The following is a 20,474-nucleotide window of genomic DNA, read 5'->3' as shown; positions in this document are numbered from 1 at the left end:
GCGTTCTTTATATCAATGTTCAATGCTCAATACTTGGCGGGTTCGCCGGGTTTGGGCAGGGATTTGCGGATAAATTCGCGGATGTGTTCGTTGCTGGAAGCGAGGTCTTCCTTGCGCAGGTACATCATGTGCCCGCTACGGTAGCCTTCCCAACTGAGCCGTTTTTTGAGCTTGCCACCGGGGTCCATCTGCCACATGTCGTATTTGGCATTGAAGTAATCACAGGCGCCATCATAGTAGCCTGATTGTATGAGTACATGCAGGTAAGGATTCTGCGCCATCGCCTGCCGAAGGTTCTCACCGGTTTGATCGCCACTGCGGTCCCAGGGATGTACAGGGCCAAACATGTTGTATCGCAGATCGGTTTTATAATTAAGGTCATTGCGCAGGTACATGTTAATGGGCGGCGTAAAAGAGTGCAGCCAGGAAGTAAGCTCCGCATTGAAGTCAGGCCCATCACCGGCATCCTGCCTGTCAATACCTTTATAGCGGGAATCGAGGCGGCCTACGGTATAGCCTTTATCACGCAAGAGCTCTTTCCAGAAGAAGTTGGTAGGCACATCCATGTTGTGTTGCAGGATGACTTTTTCAGACAGGCCTGAGTAGCGGGCCATTTTAGCCACTACCTCCCTTCTTTTTGCTTCGGGCAGGTAGCCGCCTTTGGTGATGGCGGGGATCAGCTCATTAACCGTGAAGTCCTCTACCTCGGGCAACATGGCCGTGAGGTCTTTTTGTTGCAGATCGGCCGGCAATAGTTTATGGTACCAGGCAGTAGCCGCATAGTAAGGCAGGCGAAGCGCCGCCTCCACAGGACCACTTCTTTCAATACCCAGTTCTGTAGGCGATACGAGTACTACCCCATTGAGGTACATCCACTGCGCATTCTGTAATTCGAGCGCCAATCCCGCCACGCGGGTGGTTCCATAGCTTTCCCCGATAAGGTATTTGGGAGAAGCCCAACGGTTCTGGCGGGTAACAAAGGTACCGATCCATTCTGCGAGGTATTTGATATCGGCCCTTACCCCGAAGAATTTAGTACCAGGTATGTCTTTGTTAACGGGCCTTGAGAAACCGGTATTTACCGGATCTACATATACAATGTCAGCCACATCGAGAATGGAGTAGGGATTTTCCTTGATGCCATAGGGCTGCACCGGGTACCCTTCATCATCAATGTTCAAGAGAGCGGGGCCTGTATAAGCGATGTGCATCCATACGGAAGCAGAGCCGGGGCCGCCATTGAAGGAGATGACAAGGGGACGCGGAGCTTTGTCTTTTATATCGGTCCGTTCATAATAGGTATAGAATACACCGGCAATGGCTTTTCCTTCCTCATCCCATACCGGCAGGGTGCCTGCGATGGCTTTGTAAGGAATACGCTGACCTTTGATGGTGACTTCATGGTTGGTAGTTACCGAGGCATCGGGATCAATAAGCTGTTTGCCCGGTGCAGGCTTTTCTTCTTTTGCCGCCGGCGGCGTGGCAGCCGTTGCCGGAGGTCTTTGCGGACCACCTTGTCTTTGCTGCGCCAGGACACCGGTAACAAGCGTTAACAGGAATAAGGATAAGAGCGATTTTCTCATGATTCTATCTGGTTTAAGGTCATTTAATTTCATATTTAACGGATTCTGTTATTCCCTTCCAGTTATCTGTACGGAAAGGAACAGCCGGGAATCCTTCTTTGTTGTAGAGATTGGCTTCGGGCATATCATCGGCCCAGGCATAACGTACTGCCACCGGCGCAGGCACTTTGTCGCTATAGATGATTAGTTTATCACCGGCTATCTGTGCCTGTGCGAAGTAGAATTTTTGATCGGCGCCGGCTATTTCAAATCCTTTGATGTATCCGTATTTGTCTTTTGCCATGAAGCCGCCGGCATGTGTAAACGAAAGTTCGATCTTATTGCCTGCGGTTTTCATGGACTGGTATACGGGTCCGCTCCACTCTCCTTTTTGCTGGTAAAGATTTCCCAGGGCAATGGATGCCAGCCGCTTGCCCACGTCCTGCTTGTTGCGCGGGTGAATGTCTTTTGACTCTCCGATGTCAATGGTCACCGCCATGCCTGTATTGGGTAATGATAAGGTGGTAGTTTGCGCTTCTCTCAGTTCGGCCCAGGTACTTCCTTTCTGTGTATCACCATTGCCGGCATTGAAGCTGGCGAGCTGCACAAAGTAGAAAGGGAAATCGCCCTGGTTCCAGCGCTTGCGCCAATCGTTGATCATGAGCGGGAAAGCTTTGCGGTATTGGTAAGCACGACCGGCATTGCTTTCTCCCTGGTACCAAATGGCTCCCTGTATAGCATAAGGGATGAGGGGGTTGATCATGCCATTAAAAAGCAAGGTGGGATACTGGTTGGGATTACCGAGGTTGGATATGTGCATCGCTTCCACCCTGTACAACCAATCGCCGGCCAGAGATTGCGGCGTGTTGTCAATGGTAAGCTTCATATTGGCTGCATCGCCATGAATGCCGCCACCGCCCATGCCATCTGTTACCCGGATGGCAATGGTGTTTTTACCGGCTTTGAGTATACCTGCCGGTATGGTATACCGGCGATCCTGGTCCCACTGTGTCATGCTGCCGATCTTAGTGCCGTTTACAAAGGTTTCGTCAACATCATCTATTTTGGCCAGCTCAAGGGTAGCTGCTTTCCCTGCGTCGGCATTGTTAAGGGTAATGGTTTTGCGGAACCATACTACACCATCCAGATCATCCAGTCCCTGCGATTCCCAGGCCCCGGGCAGTTTCATGTGGGCCCAGCCGGCATCATTAAAATCGGCCAACTGCCAGTTACCGTTGGCCGCTGCCGGGTTCAATGGCCCCTGTTGTGCTTCAATTTTCCGGGTCAATTGTTGAGACTTTTGTTTGAGGGCAGCATCGAGGTCGGCAATACCAGTAGTATTGCCAAAAAGCGTTTTGAATTCCTCACTGTTCTGGAATGCTTCTTTACTGGCCCAGGTTTCTACCATGGTACCTCCCCAGGAGGTATTGATGAGGCCAATGGGTATATTAAGCTGCAGATAGAGGTCGCGGGCAAAGAAGTAACCTACGGCTGTGAAATTGGCCACTGTTTGCGGGCTACAGACCTCCCAGGCGCCACCGGTGAGGTCTTTCAGTGGTGCACCGGCCACTGTTTTGGGCACTTTGAAGTGGCGGATGAGGGGAAAGTTGGCATTCTTTATTTCTTCTTCCTTGTTGTTGCTGCCGTCAACAGTCCATTCCATATTGGACTGCCCGGAGCAGATCCATACTTCCCCCACCAGGATGTTGCTGATGGTGAGGGTATTTTTTCCTTTCGCGATCAGTTGAAAGGGGCCGCCGGCCTGTTCAGGGTCCAGGGCGAGTTTCCACTGACCTGTTTTATCGGCCTTGACGGTTTTTACCTGCTTATTGAACTGAATGGTGATTTTTTCATTGGCGGCTGCCCAGCCCCATACCGGTATGGGCTTGTTGCGCTGGAGCACCATGTTGTCGCTGAAGATCTTAGGAAGCGTAATGTTGGCAAAGAGCATATGGGTACCCAGGAGTACGGCAACCAGGAGGACTGTTCTTTTCATATTCAAATTTAGCTGTATGAGGAAAATCGTTTGAGCAGCTAAAATAGGGAAGAATACAGGATTCAGCATCCAGAATTCAGAATTCAGGAGCGTTTGCTTCGATAGTGGCAAGCGTCAGGGGATGAGAAGGTATAGCAGGTTTGCGTATATATTAATTATAAAAATGCGTATTTGACTGCCGGAAATAAGAATGCCGGCCACAAAACAGGTGGTAAGTTCCTGATTTTGTACCGGCATCCAGGTTTTTCACTAATGATCCTGACCCGTTTATTTTGTTACCACGTCAAATTTTCTGAAGATAGATCTTACGCTGCTCTGTATTTCCTTTTGCGTCAGGTTCCGGCTGCTCACTTCATCGGTAGTCCACCCCTGCCAGACGGTGTTGTCTGTTTTAGCATCTACCATTGTTACTGTGAGGGTACCTTCTCTTACCGACACCGTGTTATCATCGTATCCCAAAAAGGTGGAGGGATAGTAGATGGTACCATAGCGGCGCAGGTAAGGATTGTAAAAGATCCTGCTGTACGGACGGGAATAAACCGGATTGGATGATTCGCGGGTGGTCCTTTCCACCAGCACATCATAGCTGATGAGCACATCGGGCCTGTTTTTGTCTTCTTTCCAACCCTGCTTTTCCAGCTCTTTGTTTACAGCCAGTTGCACCTGCCTGTCTACCAGGTCATTCCTGCGGGCTTTGTCTTCCTTTTTGTCGTTCTTCCTGTCGTCTTTCTCATTCCGCTTATCTTCTTTTTTGTCTTTGCTTTCACTGGCTACCCAGGCAAAGGTTTTGTACTGTGTAAAATCGGCTGTTTCATCCCGCTCTATATGAGCAGGGGCTGCACATCCCACTGCCAGGAGTATTGGTAACACCAGGGCCATTGAACTTAGCTTCCACGTATTCATATCACTTGCTTTTATATTGACAAAGTTGTTATCAATATTATTAACGCAATAAGTCTGCCCCGCGTCAATAAAGTTTTGTGAAAGATTGGTTAGAAAAAAGTTAATACATGAACCGGCATTAAAAAGCCCCGGACGAACCGGGGCCGTATAGCACATGAACACTGGCAGCAGTATTTGCCCTGTTGAACTGCACCAGAGCATTTATTCGGCCACCAGGGTTTCCTGTATTTCCCTGAGCTGGCCATTAGCATTGTAGTACTTGTAGTGTAAAGTAAACGTACGGGTAGCGGGATCATAGCTGCAGTCGCCATCATTTTCCAGTGAAGAAAAGCTGGTGCTGGTAGCACTGGGCAATACGGTGACCTGTTTGGTAGTGGGATCTATCTGCAGGTACATCCAGGCAGTCGTCAAATCGCCCACTTCTGTTTCCACAGTCGTCAGGTCTACGGTGGAGAGGTACTTACTGCCTTCAATAGGCGCTTCGGCACTGACCGGCGTTTGATTGGAACCGCCACTGTAGAGAATCCGCAGCCCCGAGGCCCCGTACCATCCTTCATAATCATTTTTCACTTTCAATTCGATGAGCACGTTCTTGTAGATGGAACTGATCTCGCCCTGGCTTACCTGTGCAATGGATAGTCCAATGGCATAGCTGCCGCCTACAATGGCTGAAGGTTTTATCCTGATGCGTACTTTGGTTTTACGGGTGTTCGGCGAGATGACAAGGTCATAAGACATGATCGTAAAAGAACCCGTAGGTGGTGGCTCATAGGCGGTCAGGTTTTCCAGGTTATAGTTGTCTATGACGGTATTGTTTAAAGCGATTTTGATCTGTACGTCACTGTTGAATTCCGAACGGAATATCTGCAGCTCGGTAAGATCTGTTTCTATGAACTGATCGGAATAGTCCAATGCCAGTGAATTGATGTCATTTTTGGCTGCGGTAAACTCTGTGATAATCCGTTTGGTGTTATCCACGAAGTCAATAGCATGCTTTTCCTTGAGGCAGGAGGTGCACAGCAGGAGCAACAAGCTATAGAGGAGTGCCGTATTTTTCATGGTTGTCCGGGTTTGTTGGTTAATAATCATCATTCTGCTGAATGTTCGGATTGACAATGGTTTCATTGAAAGGTATCGGCCATGCCCAGGCACGGCTATCGGGATCCAGTGAACATATCGTACTGGGGGTATCGGTATTGGAAGCACAGCGGTTGATGGGTGTTTTATTCCAGCGCTTAAAGTCGAAGAAACGGTGGCCTTCAAATGCCAGCTCTTTTCTGCGCTCGGTCATGATGGCTGTCAATAAAGCGTTGCCGGTTTCTGCGCCGCCTGTAAAGCCATCAATGCGGTGCTCCCTGAGCTCATTGAGATCGTTCAAAGCCTCTGTCTCTTTATTAAGCCTGAAATTGGCTTCGGCACGTATGAGGTACATTTCTGCTACGCGATAGGCTTTCCAATTTACTACACCATCAGTAGCTGTTCCTTTACCGAGGTGTTTGATAACGACGAGGCGTGGCGTCCTGACAATATCATTGAGCGTACCCACGTTGGCCATGTAAGTACTATAACGTACATCATTTGCCTGATCATATAAGGCGGTAAGCCCCTGTGCAGGCCGGTAGGTGCTGCGGTTACCACGGGCAAAGAATACGTTATCATAAACCACGCCATCCTGCAGGTTTTCAAAGCTAACTGACCATAACACTTCTTCCAGTGATTGATCGTTCCAGATGGAAGGGAAGTCGTCTATACTGCTTAATTCTACCTGATTGATCACCGCCGTAGCAGCATCAGCCGCCGCCTGCCACTGACCTGCATAGAGGTTTACGCGTGCCTGTATGGCTTTTACCACCAGCCAATCTATCCGGGTTTTGTTATCATCGGTATTGATGGGCTTGTCCAGTTCACCGGAAAGGATGGTCGCTGCTTCTGCCAGGTCGGCCAGGATTTTTTCGTAACTCTCTTTCACCGTGCTTCTGCCGGGTTTGGCGGTTACATCAAATTTGGTGACATAAGGGATGCCCCGGTTGGTCGAATTTCCGTCGAGCGATTCCCCAAAGTAGCGCAGGAGGTCAAAATGCACATGCGCCCTGATGGCCAGGGCCTGTCCTTTGATGCGGTTAGCAGCCTTCGGGTCCTGCGAAGCGATGTTGTCAATATCACGTAAGATGATGTTGACGCCTGAAATGATGTTCCAGGCACCGAGCCAGGTAGCCTGCACATCATCTTCAATGGATTCATATCTCCATTCGGCCTGGGTTTGGTAGTTGCCCAATGACTCCTTGGTTTCAATAAGATCATCGCCCATGATGTCCGGCACTACAGAATATGCCCCGGAAGGGCCACTGGACCTGTAATAATCACCCGTTTGAAAGCCATCATACGCACCCGTGAGTACGTTATCGGCTTCTTTGATAGTGGCCAGGGGGCTGCTACCGTCCAGTTGATATTCGGGTTTGATCTCTATTTTTTTGGAACAGGATGCGAGCAGCACGAGGAGGAGGAAGGTTATATTGCTGATAAGTTTCATTGCTGTTTTTTTTACGTGAATCAATTCCTGCTGTTTATTTAAAATCCGAGGTTGATGCCTACTGTTACTGTTTTAAGAGTAGGATACTGGGCACCGGCATTGAGGGTAGTACTACCATTAGAAGGCGGCTCCGGATCATATCCCCGGTATTTGGTGCCGGTATACAGGTTCTGCCCCTGTGCAAATACGCGCAGGCTATTGACCTTCATTTTATCGAGCAATTTCTTAGGCAATGTGTAAGAGAGCTGTACGTTCCTTAGCCGCCAGTAGCTGCCATTCTCCACAAAGTGGGATGTTTTGTCAAGGAAGTAAACGCTGGGGTCGGCACGCGGGATATCAGTAACATCTCCCGGCTGGCGCCATTCGCGCAAGAGATCAGCAGAGAGACTGGAGGCGATATAACCCGGATATTCTACATTGAAGCGGTCATTGTTGTACAGTTCATTACCAAATACAAATACCCAGAATACCTGCAATTCAAGCGCTTTGTACCGGAAGGTGTTGGTGATACCGCCAAAATAAGGCGCATCACTGGTGCCGAGGAAAGCGTTGTCATTGGCAGAAAAGTCGGAGGTTATTTTACCATCTTTGTCATAATACAAAGGATCACCGTTGGCCGGATCAACACCGGCATAGCGAACGAGGTAGAGGGTGTTGATCGGCTTACCTATTTTCAATATGCTGACACCATCTCCCCGCAATACACTGTCTTCTCCATCGGGCCCCAGTTCCAGTATGGTGTTTTTGTTGTAGGTGAAGTTACCGTCAATGGTCCAGCTAAAGTCGCGTGTGTTCACTGGTACGCCACGCAGGTTGATCTCTATGCCCCTATTGCGCAAGCGGCCGGCATTGGAACGTATAGAAGCAAAGCCGGAAGTCATAGATATTGTTTTGTCGTAGAAGAGGTCCCGGGTATTGCTGTTATATAATTCCACCGAACCGCTGATGCGGTTTTTGAGGAGGGCAAATTCAATACCGAGGTTAAGCGTTGCTTTGGTCTCCCATTTCAGATCGGGGTTACCGGGAGAAATCAGTCCCAGTCCGGTATTACCGGCATAGTTGATCTTGCCAAACAGGGCCTTGTGCGCAAAGTCGCCTATTCCATCCTGGTTACCTACGGTGCCATAGCTTACTCTTACTTTCAACAGGTCAACGGTATTTTTTAAGGGTTCAAAGAAGGCTTCATCAGAAAGCATCCAACTGGCGCCCACATTGTAGAAATCGGCCCATTTGTTGTTGGCGCCAAAGCGGGATGAACCGTCGCGCCGGTAACCTGCGTGGAAGAAGTAACGGTTCTTATAGGCATAATCGGCTTCCGCGAAATAGGATACGAGGGTATTGTCGGTACCATTACCTCTTACAATAGGTATAAAACCATTTCCCGCGTCCGGATCGGCTGTGCCGTCGGTAATAGATGCTTCATTGGGAAAAGGAAGGGTGAGTCCATAACCGGTAAAGTTGAACTGGTTGAAATCATTATCCAATATTTCATGGTAGATGGAACCGCTGAAGTCATGATCACCCCAGGTGTTTTTGTAGTTGATGGAGTTGGTGCCTATGTACCGGAAGTTGCGGTTGAACAAGCGGGCAAGGCTTCCCTGCCCCCCCTGCGCCTGTGCGCCGGCATTGGTGCCGGGTGCATTGTAGATTTCCCATTCGTTCTGCGTATAGTCAAAACCCCAGTTGGTGCGCAGTGTGATTCCTTTTACAAAGGTGGGTTTGTATTCAATGAAGGCATTGGCCACGCCTTTCCATTGCGGGAAGCGGCGTTTGTTTTCCAGCAACTCCTGTAAGGGATTGGGCTGACCGGAAGGGGTAGGGTCCTGCAGGTATTTACCATCCTGGTCATACGGTGTAAAGTAAGGCAATGACCAGCGGATACCATTTAAGGGAGATACAACGCTCTGGTTGTTTTCGGCAGTATTGTTAAAGATGGAATAACCGAAGGAAGTGTTGAGGCCAAAGCGCAGGGTATTGGTACCGCTTTCGAGATTAATGCGACCGGTATATCTTTTTAAACCGGTAGCCTTAACAACGCCTGTCTGGTCCATGTAAGACAGGGAAGCATAGAAACGGGTGCGGTCCGTTCCGCCAGATGCACTCAACTGGTGCATTTGGGTGATGCCTGTACGGAAAAACACATCTTCCCAATCGGTATGGATGTTGCGCAGGCTGTCTACATCGGCCTGTGTCCATCCATTGGGATTGTCGTGGTCCATTTCATAGTCCAGCTTTTGATCTGTGTTCATGAGTTTGAGCTTCTGGCGGGGCCAGTAGCTTTGCCCGTATTGTACATCATAGTTAAAACGCACAGGCCCTACGCGTCCCCTGCGGGTAGTAACTACAATGACGCCACCGGCAGCACGTGATCCATAGATGGAAGCGGCGGCGGCATCTTTCAGTACCGTAACGCTTTCAAAGTCACCCTGGTTAAGGGTGGCAAAGTCGGCAGCATTGATCTGAATACCATCTACGATGTATAAGGGGTTTGTAGATCCGCTGATGGAGCCACGGCCACGGATAACCACTTCGGCAGCGGAACCGGGCTGGCCGGTCCCGGTCCTTATGTTTACGCCGGTAGCCTGCCCCTGGAGCAACTGATCGAAAGAAGCGATGGGCTGGGTACGGATCTCATCGATCGCCACAGCGCTGACAGACCCGGCAGAAGATCGTTTAGACCTGGTGCCATAACCTGTTACCACTACTTCTGTGAGGGCTGTCTGGTTACGGGATAACTGAACGGTTATTAACGGTATATCAGTAACCGTTACTTCTTTATCGGCAGAGCCGGCTGAAGAGATGACCAATATATCGCCATTGGCAGCACGAATAGTGAAGTTACCGGAGGCATCTGCCGCTACACCGGTACGTGAACCTTTGATCTTTACGGAAGCAAACGCGATGGGCTCACCGCGTTCATCAACTATCCGTCCATTAACATTTTTGGTTTGTGCAAAAGCATAGAAAGTACATAGCATTGCCAGGAGGGGCAATAGAATTTTCCTCATAAGTAATTGTTTAAGATGGCTAAAAAGTAGATGCTACTCTATTAGTCTATTAATATAGTTACTTATAAGAGGCAGGAAAGTAGTCTTGTGCTGCTACGCTGATCATGATTTTCGACCGTTTGCATAGAGTAATAGCAGTAACTTATCATGACGTGGAACTTGAATCATGATAAGTTACTTATAAATAAACAGACTAACCGAATGTATATAACAGGTACGTACCTATGAACTGCAGGAAACAGCCTATCAATTACGCCCTTAAAGCGGCTACGAGGTAGGTGATCTTTGAATGCAGCTCTACCGGCCTGAATGGTTTGTGAATGAAATCAGTAAATCCTTTTTGCAGCAGGTCTTCCTGCATGTTATCATATACAGCGGCCGTAAACGCTACTACGGGGATGTTGTGATTGAGCTTCCGGATCTCCCGGAGTGCCGTTGCACCATCCATTTCCGGCATTTCAAGGTCAATAAGCAGCAGTTCGAACTCTCCTTTGCGGAATTTTTCTACAGCTTCCCGCCCGTTGATAGCTTCCGTTACCTCAATGCCCCATTTGAGCAGGAACCTTTTGGCAATGGCCAGGTTTACGGGGTTATCTTCTGCAATGAGGACCCTGATGCCCGGCAGTTGCCTGAGCTGCGCTGCATTGTCTTCGTGGATGTAGCGCGGCCTGCTTTCATTGATCTTCAGCTCTACGGTAAAATGGAAAGCGCTGCCCTTGCCTTCTTCACTTTCCAGGAGCAAGTCGCTGTTGAATTTATTGACGATCTTTTTGGTGATGGCCAATCCCAGGCCGGTGCCGCCATATTTGCGGGTGGTATTTACATCGGCCTGTGTAAAGGTCTCAAATATCTCCCGGTGCTTATTACGCGGAATACCAATGCCTGTATCCATGACTATGAACTGGATGGTAGCTTTGGTGCTGGAGGCAAAGAGCTTGCGCACCGCCAGGGTGATCTTACCGCTGTGGGTAAATTTGATGGAATTGGACAAGAGGTTGCTCAATACCTGGTTGAGGCGTGTTTCATCGGTGATGAATTCAGCATCCAGCCTGTCGTCAATATCTGTCTTAAATTCCAGCCCCTTTGCTTTTACCTGTGACGCAAACTGGGTAGACACCTGCTGTATGAATACTTTGATGTTCACCGGCGCTTCGGCCAGCTCCAGTTTACCGGCCTCTATTTTATTATAGTCCAGGATATCGTTGATGAGCATCATCATGTGCTCGGAAGAGAATTTCAATATATCGAGGTGCGCTTTCTGCGATGGCAGGTGTTCTTCCTGCACGAGCAGGTTAGACGCGCCAATGATGCCATTTAAAGGCGTGCGCAGCTCATGGCTCATGTTGGACAGGAACCTTGATTTTGCCTTGGCGGCTACTTCCGCTTTTTCTTTGGCCTTCATGAGCTCAAACTCGGTCATTTTCACATGTGACACATCGAGGATACTGATTTTTGTGTAACGCACATCTTTATAGGAGAAAGGAGCTGCGCTGACATAGCCATGAAAGGTGCGGCCTGTTTTGGTCGCAAAGGCCAGCTCGCCCTGCCAGCTTTGCGTTTCTTCCGATATCGTTTTTTCAATGGATTTGAACTGACGTATATGATCTTCATCAAACCAGTTCTCTATATGAGAGCCTTCTATATCCCGCTTTTCATGCACATCAAATAACTCAAGGGCACGATGGTTACAACTGGCGATGATGCCGGTTTGGCTGAATATGATGAATACGCCATCGAGTGAGGTATTGAAGATAGTATCGCCAAATTTTTTCTCCTGCAGGATGGCCACTTCATTGTCCTTATTTACCCGCAGGATAGAATAGGAAAAGATGATGGTCATACACAGCGAGATAACGAGGTTACTGCTGTACAACCGTATGTACAATGCTTCATTGATAACCTGTACATCGTTGGTATAAGGCGATAGTTTAAGACAGATGAGGGAGGCTATAACGGTAATGGCATATACAATGAACAGCTCCCGGGAGTTTCGCCGGATACTTACCACGAAGGTGAGCACCAGGAAGTAAGGGAAGTAAAAAAGGTATTCTCCGGCTTTCAATCCTTCAATGTAACTGATGACAATGAGGTACAGGTTGAGGTTCACCACCGCTATGATACGGCCCGTTTCCAGTTTGCGGCGCGAGCCAAAGTAAAAAGCCAGCAGAAAGAAGTAGGCCGATGTGATGTTGATTAATGCACTGATGTATAGCTTATGGTAGAAGTAGGAGATAACCGAAAAGAAGTTGACCAGCAATGCCAGGAGGATGAACTGGTTAAAGCCGATGATCTTTTTGCGCTGGTCTTTGGTGATCCCCTCCTGGAGGCCAGAAAACACAATATCCCGGTAAATTGACCACCCCAGATATAATAATTTCTCCTTCATAGAGTTATTGGATTAGGCATTTTGTAGCAAAATGGGCTTGCCAGCCTGTTATGTAACGAAAAAAACGAAAATCTATTTCTTATGAACCAGCCTACCCTATCTAAAAACTTCATTTTCAATGAAAAAATTAACGGCGATTATTTGTTCAGCCTTTACGCCGATGACTATCCTTATATAGAAGAGGTGTTTGCCGTAACGCTACAGCATTTTGACCAGGACTTTGAATTTATCCAGGCCGCCTATGAAGGGGAAAATATTACCGATCTTAAAAAAGGTGTTCATAAAGTGAAGCCGGCTTTTGGCTTCGTAGGCCTTACTGATATTCAGCAAATGTGTGCAGCCTTTGAAGACGCCTGCCAGCAAGCTACGGATGTATCGGCCTTAAAAGCGGGCTATAAAAGCCTGATGGCTTCCCTCGAAGAAGGTAAGCTGATCATCGCATCAGAATACCGTAAGTTGAAAGATTTTAATGCCAATCCGCTATGAATTTAAAATGCGTTATTGTGGAAGATCTGCAGGTAGCTGCTGATTACCTGACCAGATGTTGTGAGAAAAGCGGGCAGGTGGATGTGCAGGCCCATTTCCCCAATGTACAGGATGCCCTAGTATACCTGAACCAGCATTCAGTAGACCTGCTTTTCCTGGATGTGGAGATGCCCGGCGCTACGGGCTTTGACCTGCTGGACCAGCTTGCTTATTTCCCCAAGGTAGTGCTTACCACTTCGAAACCGGAATATGCTTATGATGCTTTTGAATATAATGTAACAGATTTTCTGAAGAAGCCTTTTACTTATCAGCGCTTCCTGGAGTCGTTACAAAAGCTTACTTCTGCTACTACAGAAAATAATATTGCGAGTACAGCCACCGATCATATTTTTATTAAGAGCGATGGCAAACTGGTAAGATTGAATAATGATGATATCCTGTATATTGAAAGTATGGGTGATTATGTAAAGTTTGTGACGGGCGATAAGAAGTATGTTACCCATAACACGATCAAGAACCTGGAAGAGAAGGTGAATAAGCAATGTTTTATTAAGGTGCACCGCTCTTATATTATTAATATCGATAAGATCGATGATATCCGCGAGAATGACCTTTTTATTAAGGGTAATGAGATCCCCATCAGCAAGGCTCACCGGGGCGAGGTAATGAAAAGATTGAATATTATTTAGGAGTTAGCTGTCAGGCTTTAGCTATTAGCTGCTTTTGCTTCGATTTTCCCTTTGCATTGCAGGCAGATTTTCCACGCTATGTAAGTTACTGATGTACAACAACGTATAGCAGAGTTCGAAATAATAACTATGGATGTAGTACTTCCCTCCTGGCTATCAGTTTATTAGGCAATTATACCCAGTTACCACTAGAATTTTATCTATTCGTTTATCGAAGAATTTGGGCCCTTCACCGGCTTTTAGGGTTCAAAAGACTAAAAAACTTCCCCTCCTGCCCCCGATTTTACACCTTTGTATCAGCACTCAGCCATCCCCCTAACCACTACCAAAACGACTTCTGTTTATATAAGATATTAATCGCGACGGTTATCTCTAAACACTCTTAAGTTGAGCAAAAAATGAAGTCCGTACAGTATGAAGACTAATGGGTAAACCGCTCCAGCCTTTACCCATTCACCCACCCTGGATTTCATTTGGAAACAGCCGAACCACCTGGTTCGGTTGCTTCTTTTTATACCCATTCCTATTTACAGGTTCCGCCCCAAAACGACGTTTGGCCACCATTCCCTGAAAAAAATAGGTTAAAGTAAAAAGAATATGCATCTTTGTTTATCAATAAACGCCCCGGAACTGAACCGGGCTCCAAGCCGGCATCACGGCGCCGCACCGATCCAATCATCCCCTGAAAGATTTTTTATTGATAGTAATCTCCTCGAAGGAAAACCTCCGCCAATATTTGTGATAGCCGGACATTTTCCATATCCAAAAACCCTTATCTGATACCAGATCAGTAAAGACGCTTGACGACCCACAGTAAAGTATTTTATTTAAAGCTGCTCCGTGAAGCAGCTTTTTTTATTATCCCAATCCGATCTCATCATGGCGTTCGGGGATCACTACATCCAGGAATCCCTTTCTGATCAATCGTTGTTTGAATTGCTCTTGTACTTCATATTCACCGTGCACCAGGAATAGTTTCTTTACCTGCCGCGGATCCTGGCCTGCCAGGAACTGGCTGAGGTCCTCATAATCACCATGTGCACTCATACTGCGGATAGACCCTACTTCGGCATTCACCTCATGTCGCACCCCAAAGATGCCCACTTCTTTGGCGCCCGACAGCAGGCGTCCGCCCAGCGAATCGGGCTCGCAATAGCCCGTGAGCAGAATGGTATTGTGGCTGTTCTCAATGCTGTTGCTGATATGGTGCTTAACCCTGCCGGCCTCGGCCATACCACTGGCAGAGATGATGACGCAGGGCTCATTACGGTAATTGAGCAGCTTGGACTCATCTACCGTCTTTATGTATTTTAATCCTGTGAAAGCAAACGGGTCGTTGTCTTTTCGCAATACTTCCTGGATATGTTTATTAAAGTATTTAGGGAAGCGTTTGACCAGTTCCGTGGCTTCCACACTGAGGGGACTGTCTACAAAATAATCCAGCGCCGGGAGGCGGCCTTCCAGTTCCAACTGATTGAGAGCATAGAGTAGCTCCTGGGTCCTGCCAACGCTGAAGGCCGGCATGATGAGTTTACCTTTTTTCTGCAGGCATGTTTTTTCAATCCATTGCAATAGCTGATCGGGCGTGGTTAGCTGCACATCATGCAGGCTGTTGCCATAGGTAGATTCGAGCAGGATATAATCAGCTTGCGGGAAGTTGTCGGGCGATTTCAGGATGACATCACGGTAGCGGCCTACATCGCCGCTGAAGGTGATGCGGGTGGTTTTATCATTTTCTTTGATGCGCAGGTGTACGGCAGCGCTGCCAATGATATGTCCTGCATCGGTATACAGCAGTTCCACATTTTCATCAATGGTATACCAGTCGCCATAGTCTACCCCCACGAATTTATCCATAGCAGCCAGTGCATGTTCTTTTTTATACAGCGGCTCTACGTAAGGACGGCCTTCCGCAGCCCTTTTTTTGTTGACATATTTCACTTCATTTTCCTGGATACCGGCAGAGTCTTCGAGTAGGATGGCCGATAGTTCAGTAGTAGCGGGTGTACAATAAATTTTACCGTCGAAACCATCTTTTACCAGCTTGGGAATTAACCCGCTGTGGTCTATATGTGCATGAGACAGTATGAGGCAGGTAACTTCCCTGGGATCAAATCCCCAGGTGCCATTCAAAGCATCGGTTTCCTTACCCATGCCCTGGAACATACCACAATCCAGGAGGTATTTTTTACCATTGGTTAAAGAGATGAGGTGTTTTGAACCGGTAACGGTACGGGCTGCGCCGTGGAAGGCAATTTTCATTGTTTCGGGTTTCGTGTTTAATGTTTCGTGTTCTTCTCTGCGGTTTTACTTCTTTATTGCTTACTCCCTGAATGTACAATGTTTTTTAAATGCGCAATGTTCAATTTGCAATTGATTAACTGCGGGCCCTGAAGGACCAGGTAAACAGAAATTCCGCTACTGATTCGCCCTGTTCATTGACCCCGGAAGCACGGGCTGTAAAAGATTGTGGCAGCCCCATGGTTACCGCTTTTTCAATGGCCTCTCTCAACGCCATTCCATCGGCACAGGTGAATGTAGTGACTCCCGTAGCCTTTTTAACGTATACGGCCTCCATTTTGACAATGAGCATGGATACAGCCGGCGTTCGCTTGTATAGATGCAGCATGGCCAGCGAACCAGTGGAAAGTTCGGCGGCCATGGCCAGACAGGCAAAGTAGGTAGACCGGAACGGGTTTTGTGAAAACCATTTGTACGGTACAGTTACCATACATTGCTGTTCACTCACATCCCATATCCGTACGCCGGAAAAGAAGGCCGCAGGCAGTTTAGTGAACAGGAAGATCCTGCTTTTGACAGGATGCTTCATGAGCTGTATGAATGTTTGTGCGGACATCAAATGGAAAGTTGTGAGGGTGAATAGTGAGCAGGCTTTTTATTTGGTTATTTCTACAATAGTGGCTACCACTTTGTTTTCTTCGCCGCCGGCATTAAAATGCATGGTACCCTTGCTGGTATTATCAAAACGCACGTTCCTGATAAGCCGTCCCGATAAAGCCGTATTCAGCCGTGTCGCATAATCCGATTGCGGGTTACGGCTGATCTGTTCATTGAGGACATACCAGTCCAATGGTTCTTTACTCACCACTACGGCCATTACATCCCGGTTACCGATGCTATCGGGCGTCATGCTCTTGTCCTTCGGGAAAAGCCTGTACCCGGTAATACCACAAAAAGGGGCATATTTTGTTTTCTTCGGATCGTCTTTGCTGGGATAGGGAAACAGGGTATAGCTGGTGCCATCGGTTTCCTTGCCAAATACATAGATGTAGCACTCGGTAGTATTCTTCACTTCTATTTTAAACCGGCTGCCGGGCTGCAGGGGGGAGGTGGTCTCAAAAACATTATTACCGGCAAGGCGCAGGGGTACGTATCCTTTGGGCACCATTTTGCCATTCTCTTCCTGTACAGGCACCAGTCCTATTTCACATTCAAAAGGCTGGTTGGCTGCAGCGCCAGTTTTGGCCATTGGTTCCAGTCCGTAAGCTTCGCGCACATATGTTCTGAAATCACCATAACGCACCCAGGCAAAACCATTGTTGCCCCATTCGGGTCCCCAGCTATTCATGATCAGGAAAGCGCCCCCATACTTACGGTCGTCATAGCCTACCACACACATGGCATGGCCTCCAAAGCCCATTTGCTGCTGATCGCCGGGTTCAGGTTCCCACAGGTCTCTGCCTGCCATGGGCTGCATGAAGCTGGGCCCTACCATCATACCGATGACGACCGGCGCTCCCTGCGAGAGGTTTTCCTTGATGGCACGCGTGTCAATGACATCTGTACGGTCGCCACGGGAAAGGCGGTTAAAGCCATGCATTTTATATTTTCCGGCTTCCTGTTTTAGCTGTTCACTGGGCGGGGTCGTACAATCCTGGTCGGTATAAGGAAATTTATCATATTCGACAGCGCCCTGCTGGGTCATGTATTCCATGGCCCGGATGATGTAAGAGCCCTGGCATCCCTGCAGGCCAATCTGGTTATAGAGGAAAGCAGGACTAAAGCGCAGGTTATTGGCCGGCTCGTTGGTGCGGGCTGACTCAAGAATGGTGCGGGCGCCATAAGCACTACTCCAGGCCACACAGCTACCCTGCTGTCCCTGATTACCTACTGCCGGAGCAAATTTTTGCAGGTTGGCACTTTCCGGCAAAGGATTTTTGGTATCGTCTTCTGCAAGGGGTTCGTAGATACTCGCCTTTTCAAACTGGCGTGGATCCAGTATCCCACCCGTGGCAAGCTGGGCGATCTGCTGGAGGTTACAGCCGCCGCCACGTCCCAACAGGAAATAAGCACCCACGCCAATAACCAGTAAAAGCAGGAGGCCCTTACCACGAAAGAGTCCCAGTAATAAAGGCAAAAGGCCCAGTAATCCGCCACCACCGCCGCCACCGGGAAAATTGGAACGACCACCACCGCCATCGTTGTCATTACCACTATCTTGTTGATCCTGTGGATCATCTACCATACGTATTGGCATAGGGAAAGTTTTGGTTCTATATTTAAAAGTACCAAGAAATCATAAAAGGTACATGAAGAAAATAATAAATAAGTGAGTGCGTAGTGGTGAGTGGGTAGCACTTAGGGTTGATAAAAAAGAGCTACACAAAACGCGCAGCTCTTTTGAAAACCCAGCAGTAAAGATCATTAATTCCGTAATACGCTATGTTAGGATATACGAAGAAATAGACGGGGTGGATTTGAAAAAGGAAAAAGGTTAAGAGGCAACGAGGCAAAAAGGCATCCAGGCAACGAGGAATATGGAGAACAAGTGAGTGGTTTTTACCATGCATACGTGAAAGTCTACAAGCATTGGCGACTATTTTTACCACATCGTGGTATTTTACGCATACCCCAAAGGAGGTAACTTGCCGCTGCATTTGTACCAAATAACCTTAAAAAATGTACCATGGCTCTAAAAAAGAAAACCTCTAAAAAAGCAGTGAAGAAGGGGCCACCTCCTAAAGCTGCTGCACCCAAAAAAGCCCTGAAGGTCTCGCCCAAAGGCCTTAAGCCAGCTCCTATATTAAGAGATAAAGGATCGCATGTATTGTATGTTGATTCCCGTTTTTTCTTTCCCGCCGAAAGCAGCCTGGGCTTTATAGATCACTTCCAGGAAGGCCGCCAGACACTGGTTCCGGGCACTGCCCTGGTAGCAGCACTTCCTTTACCGGTAAATGCTGTTATGAAATCAGTAACGGTATATTATAAGAACACCAGCGCTGAAGATATGCAGTTCTTTATTCTGAAGAAAAGCATTGACCACCATTGCCCCAGTGGTGAAGTGGAAGTAACGATCGACTTCCTGCCACCGGCAACTTTACCGCCCGATGATTTTGTATCCAAGTTCATTGATCACTTTGATGCAGGTGGCCTGATCAAAGATAAGTACCTGTACTTTATTGAAGTTTACGGAACAGGCAAACCGAGTGATAAAGATGTACGCTTACTGAGAGGTATCAGTATTGATTATACGTACATAGGATGAGGTCGAAGTCTGAAAGCTGAAGGATCAGTATATATAGAAAACAGGAACGGGCCTTTACTGTAGTGTAAAGACCCGTTTTTTATTTGAAGGACGAAGATGTTCAATGCCCAATACTCAATGATCAATGTCCAATCCTCAATGACCAATTATAATACCTGGACCTGGTTCCTCAGGAGATCGTTGAATTCATCACGCTTACGGATAAGATGCGCTTTACCATCTATCACCAGCACTTCAGCAGGCTTATAACGGGAGTTGAAGTTGGATGACATTTCAAAACCGTAGGCGCCGGCATTACGGAATACCAGGTAATCACCTTCCCGCACTTCATTGAGCGTGCGGTCCCAGGCGAACGTATCTGTTTCGCAGATGTTACCTACTACGGAGTATTTTTTTGGTGCTCTACCGGGATTGCTGATGTTCTCTATATGATGATACGCATCATAGAACATAGGACGAATGAGGTGATTGAACCCGCTGTCTACACTGACGAAGGTAGCTGCAGAGGTTTGTTTCATTACATTGACCTGGGTAACGAAGTAACCACATTCACTCACCAGGAATTTACCAGGCTCGAACCAAACCTGTAAAGGCCTTCCGCCGGGATTGGGATGACTGGCGAATGCTGCTCCTACTTTTTCCGCCAGCAGGTTGATATCCGTTTCCACATCGCCGTCCTGGTAAGGCACTTTGAAGCCGCCACCAAGGTCAATAAATTCCAGTTCCTTAAACTGCGGCACAATGTCGAACAGCACTTCAATACCTTTTACAAAAACATCTACGTCCTTTATCTCGCTGCCGGTATGAATGTGCAGGTCGCTGATGCGCAGGTTGTGTTTTTTTACGATCGCCAGTATCTGGTCTATCTGATCTACAGGGATACCGAATTTACTTTTATCGTGACCGGTAGATATTTTGAGGTTGCCGCCCGCCATGATATTGGGGCGCAGGCGAAGCCCTACCGGATAGGAGTGGCCGTACTGCTGGCCAAATTTGTCGAGGTTGGAAAGGCTGTCAATGTTGATGATGATGCCGAGCTCTTTCGCCTCCGCAATTTCACTGAAGGCAATGCCATTGGAGGTGTAGAGGATACGCTCCGGCGGGAAGCCGGCATACAGGGCCAGTTTTGCCTCATTGATAGAACTGCAGTCTACATTGGCGCCTAGTGAACATATATATTTAAGGATATTAATATTGGTCAATGCCTTACAGGCATAAAAGAAAACAGTATCACTTTTACGGAAAGCAGTGGTGAGTTTCTGGTATTGCTCCTTTATCTTTTCTGCGTGGTAAACGTAAAGGGGGGTGCCGAATTCGGCTGCCAGTTGGGCCAAATATGCTTTAGTGAGTTGCTGTGACATAGGTTGCGAATATACTGGTAAAAAAAATGTCACAGCCCATGCTGTGA

Annotated in this window: 14 protein-coding genes; 3 read left to right on the top strand and 11 right to left on the bottom strand. The window is 47.8% G+C overall.

Annotated elements, in window-relative coordinates; all coding sequences use genetic code 11:
- Positions 1-26: 26 nt before the first annotated feature.
- The 7 genes from HB364_RS09505 to HB364_RS09475 all read right to left on the bottom strand — a co-directional run bounded on the left by HB364_RS09505 (position 27) and on the right by HB364_RS09475 (position 12,385).
- Positions 27-1,583, bottom strand: a complete 1,557-nt coding sequence (locus tag HB364_RS09505) for a S10 family peptidase (RefSeq protein WP_167287648.1) — start codon at positions 1,581-1,583, stop codon at positions 27-29.
- A gap of 19 nt (positions 1,584-1,602) precedes the next feature.
- Complete coding sequence (locus HB364_RS09500) at positions 1,603-3,558, bottom strand: sialate O-acetylesterase (protein ID WP_167287647.1); 1,956 nt, start codon at positions 3,556-3,558, stop codon at positions 1,603-1,605.
- A gap of 267 nt (positions 3,559-3,825) precedes the next feature.
- Positions 3,826-4,461, bottom strand: coding sequence for a DUF4136 domain-containing protein (locus tag HB364_RS09495; protein WP_167287646.1), 636 nt, complete (start codon positions 4,459-4,461; stop codon positions 3,826-3,828).
- Between the two features lie 201 nt (positions 4,462-4,662).
- Positions 4,663-5,520, bottom strand: coding sequence for a BT_3044 domain-containing protein (locus HB364_RS09490; protein ID WP_167287645.1), 858 nt, complete (start codon positions 5,518-5,520; stop codon positions 4,663-4,665).
- Between the two features lie 19 nt (positions 5,521-5,539).
- Complete coding sequence (locus tag HB364_RS09485; protein WP_167287644.1) at positions 5,540-6,991, bottom strand: RagB/SusD family nutrient uptake outer membrane protein; 1,452 nt, start codon at positions 6,989-6,991, stop codon at positions 5,540-5,542.
- 38 nt (positions 6,992-7,029) lie between these two features.
- Positions 7,030-9,999, bottom strand: a complete 2,970-nt coding sequence (locus HB364_RS09480) for a SusC/RagA family TonB-linked outer membrane protein (protein ID WP_167287643.1) — start codon at positions 9,997-9,999, stop codon at positions 7,030-7,032.
- Between the two features lie 250 nt (positions 10,000-10,249).
- A complete protein-coding gene (locus HB364_RS09475; RefSeq protein ID WP_167287642.1) occupies positions 10,250-12,385 on the bottom strand; it encodes a hybrid sensor histidine kinase/response regulator in 2,136 nt (711 codons plus the stop codon).
- An 81-nt stretch (positions 12,386-12,466) separates the two neighbouring features.
- Between HB364_RS09475 and HB364_RS09470 the strand changes: the two genes are divergently transcribed.
- Positions 12,467-12,871: an Hpt domain-containing protein gene (locus HB364_RS09470; protein WP_167287641.1), complete on the top strand. Its 405-nt coding sequence runs from the start codon at positions 12,467-12,469 to the stop codon at positions 12,869-12,871.
- On the top strand, positions 12,868-13,560 hold the full coding sequence (locus HB364_RS09465) for a LytR/AlgR family response regulator transcription factor (protein WP_167287640.1): 693 nt from the start codon (positions 12,868-12,870) through the stop codon (positions 13,558-13,560). The genes HB364_RS09470 and HB364_RS09465 overlap by 4 nt, the downstream gene beginning before the upstream one ends.
- 858 nt (positions 13,561-14,418) lie before the next feature.
- Here the strand turns inward: HB364_RS09465 and HB364_RS09460 are convergent.
- The 3 genes from HB364_RS09460 to HB364_RS09450 form a co-directional block, all read right to left on the bottom strand.
- Positions 14,419-15,822, bottom strand: coding sequence for an MBL fold metallo-hydrolase RNA specificity domain-containing protein (locus tag HB364_RS09460; RefSeq protein WP_167287639.1), 1,404 nt, complete (start codon positions 15,820-15,822; stop codon positions 14,419-14,421).
- 115 nt (positions 15,823-15,937) lie between these two features.
- Positions 15,938-16,390, bottom strand: coding sequence for a DUF4442 domain-containing protein (locus HB364_RS09455; protein WP_246228371.1), 453 nt, complete (start codon positions 16,388-16,390; stop codon positions 15,938-15,940).
- 66 nt (positions 16,391-16,456) lie between these two features.
- Entirely contained in the window at positions 16,457-18,058 is a 1,602-nt protein-coding gene (locus HB364_RS09450) for a C1 family peptidase (RefSeq protein WP_167287637.1), read from the bottom strand.
- A gap of 429 nt (positions 18,059-18,487) precedes the next feature.
- Here HB364_RS09450 and HB364_RS09445 point away from each other — a divergent pair, with 429 nt between their 5' ends.
- Positions 18,488-19,066 (top strand): hypothetical protein, encoded by a 579-nt coding sequence (locus HB364_RS09445; RefSeq protein ID WP_167287636.1) that lies wholly within the window; start codon positions 18,488-18,490, stop codon positions 19,064-19,066.
- A 146-nt stretch (positions 19,067-19,212) separates the two neighbouring features.
- Here the strand turns inward: HB364_RS09445 and lysA are convergent, their stop codons facing one another.
- Positions 19,213-20,427: a diaminopimelate decarboxylase gene (gene lysA, locus HB364_RS09440; RefSeq protein WP_167287635.1), complete on the bottom strand. Its 1,215-nt coding sequence runs from the start codon at positions 20,425-20,427 to the stop codon at positions 19,213-19,215.
- Positions 20,428-20,474: the final 47 nt, after the last annotated feature.

It is taken from the genome of Paraflavitalea devenefica (genome assembly GCF_011759375.1).
Classification (GTDB): domain Bacteria; phylum Bacteroidota; class Bacteroidia; order Chitinophagales; family Chitinophagaceae; genus Paraflavitalea; species Paraflavitalea devenefica.
Note: the sequence above shows the minus strand (reverse complement) of the source record. Positions and strands in the feature narration are given on the sequence as shown.